The organism is Empedobacter brevis NBRC 14943 = ATCC 43319 (genome assembly GCF_000382425.1).
Taxonomy (GTDB): Bacteria; Bacteroidota; Bacteroidia; order Flavobacteriales; family Weeksellaceae; genus Empedobacter; species Empedobacter brevis.
The window spans coordinates 1-2887 of the sequence record NZ_KB908313.1 but is presented as its reverse complement, the minus strand read 5'-3'; the positions used below and the strand labels follow the sequence as shown (position 1 = coordinate 2887).

Annotated in this window: 2 protein-coding genes; both read left to right on the top strand. The window is 29.0% G+C overall.

The window, feature by feature from the left end; translation table 11 throughout:
• Positions 1-95, top strand: a 95-nt coding sequence (locus H277_RS20650) for a T9SS type A sorting domain-containing protein (protein ID WP_154652456.1), incomplete at its 5' end; no start/stop codon positions are given.
• Positions 96-98: 3 nt separating this feature from the next.
• Positions 99-2887, top strand: a 2789-nt coding sequence (locus tag H277_RS0118295) for a hypothetical protein (protein WP_019977075.1), incomplete at its 3' end; no start/stop codon positions are given.

Below are 2887 nucleotides of genomic sequence, written 5' to 3'. Positions count from 1 at the left end.
CGCCTGTTTCTTTAGGAAAGTATCCGGCCGGCGTTTACATCCTGAAAATTAACCACGACAACCAAACCGAATCCATTAAAATTATTAAAAAGTAACGCATGAAGAAAAATATAGTTTTACTGTCTTTATTAACATTATCCAATTATATAAACGCTCAACAAAATAGTTATGTACCTAGTACAGAAGTGACTCCCCCTTCTTTAGAAAATTATTTCTTTACTAAAAACGGTAACTTGGATATTAGTGGAAACAAAGGAGGGTTTAGTCATCAACTTCCAATTTATTCATTAAAAAATGGTGACATTAACCTAAATTTAAACTTAACTTATTATACAGATGGTGTAAAAGTTAATGATATTGCAGGTTTAGTAGGAATGGGATGGAATTTAAATGCAGGAGGGATGATTACACGTGTTGTAAAAGGGCTTCCTGATGAACATTCACAAACTGAAAATTTCAGACCACCTGTCGATGATTTGGAAGTAAGTTTAAGAGGTGATTATACAAATGCGGAATATATAGCTAAACATGTTGAAAATTTTGAAAAGGTATATAAAACTCCAGGAATAGGTAATGCTCCTTCAAACGTTGATACTCAACAAGATGTTTTCAGTTTCAATTTTAATGGATACAATGGAACTTTTTATCTTGATAACAATGTGGTCTATATTGATGGAGATTCAGATATAAAAATATCTTACTCAAAGATTAATAAAAATTTAGTTAATTATTTAGAATTTACTTTAATTACTCCAGACGGAATTTCTTATATATTTGGAGGTGATGAACCTTATGTTGAAACTACAACAATATCAACTAACTGCTCTAGAAATCTTAACCGGAAACCAAATACAACTTGGTACTTAAAACAAATAAGAGATCAAAAAAACAATTATATTGATTTTGTTTACCAACAAAATGGAAAAAATTATCCATTGAGTTATTCTGAATATTATCAGATAACATACGGAGATCAAGGATTTACAGATATTACTAAATCTCAACAAAAATGTACTACTTATTTTGACTCATATAATGCAAAATACCTGAAAAATATATCAGCAAGCAATGGAAATTCTATTTTATTTGAAAATGAAAGTCGTTCAGACTATAGTATAGGATATCGATTAAAGTCATTTGAAATAAAAAATAATTTTAATCAGTTAATTAAATCTGTAAATTTCAATTATGTTTATTCTCAAGCAGGAACTTCAGGAGCGACAAACACATCTGAATCATTTTTAAAAAGATTATTTTTAAATTCCTTGGTAGTTGATAATGATATTTACAAATTTGAATATGATAATATCAACTCATTACCAGCTCGTTTATCCACAAAAATGGATTATTATGGTTATCCAAATAATAACTCAACTGGTTATTTAACTAATTTTAGCGGATATGGAAGAGCTTCAGAATTTACAAGAGAATTTGGTAAAAAGATTGCAGATAGATCTTCTATAGAAAAATCCTATGGTTCTTTAACTAAGATCATTTACCCAACGAAAGGTTTTACTTCTATAGAATATGAAAGCAATAAGAGTTTAGTCATTGATTCATATACAAAAGAAGTATACGACGGAGAAATACTTCATGCAGATAAATTTAAATGTGCTCCTTTTGAAAGTCGACCTTCTACTGATTCATTCCAATTCACTTCAAAAAAAAATCAATTCCTTTATATACCATATTCTAATTTAAGTTCAGAGCAATGCCCCGGAGTTTATCTTGAAGGAGGAGAATATCATGATGTATATGAGATCAGTGTAATTGATATTTCTACTGGTCAAAATATTATGAATCCATACCATGGAAGGTTTGATAAACCCATTAGAACAATAAATCCTGAAGATGAAACTTCACGACCTACAGCTTATGATCCTATACCAATAAAAGCAGGAAAGACTTACAAGGTAACAATGGATGTTTCAACTAAATTTAATCGCGTACAAGGAACTGCTAAATTTATTTATAATCCAGTTATTGAAACTTTTTCATCAAGTTCTATAAAAAATATTGGAGGAGTACGTGTTAAAAAAATTACTGATAATAATGGAATAGGAGAAGAAAATATTAAAGAGTATAAATATAACTCTATCAATAATCTTAACAGTGATGACTCTTCTATTAGCCTATATAATAACTCCAGTTTTTGGAAATGCGGTCCTAAATCTGGAATAGGAAATGTTCCAAATATAGCTACTTGGCATGATTGTCCATCAACAATATATAATACAGATGATTTAAATGAAACATTTAATAGTACCGAAGAAAGAATTAAATATAAATATATTACTAAACTTACTAAAAATGGTTATGAAGAAAATGAATATAATATTTCTCAAATTAGAAATGATGGCCATATTTTAACTTCTAATCCTATATATAATATAAATAGTTCTAATAATAAATGGGATGCAAACCAATTATTAAAAACAAGAATATTCTCATCTGTAAATGGATCACCTAAAGCTAATCCTGATAAAGAAATCATAAATGAGTATAAACTTATAAAATCAAAAAGATTTGATAATTATAATATAGAACCTGGTATATCTCCTTTACCAACATCTCCTTTAAGTAGTACTAATTCTATGTATCCGCCATCAGGAGTTTGTTATACTTTATATTGCGCGGTTCAAGGTAGCATTGCAGTAAGTCATTATTACAATTATACTTTTAGTTCTAAATTAAAAAAGCAAACCATCAAAGAACACTTTCCAAACGGAACATTAACCACAGAAACCAACTACAATTACGATAGTGCAAACCATTTACAATTAACCAGTCAAACCACCAAAAACTCCAAAGGCGAAACCATCACCACGGAATACCAATATCCACCGGATTTAACAGGAAATTATATTCAAAATGCTGAAATGATCAA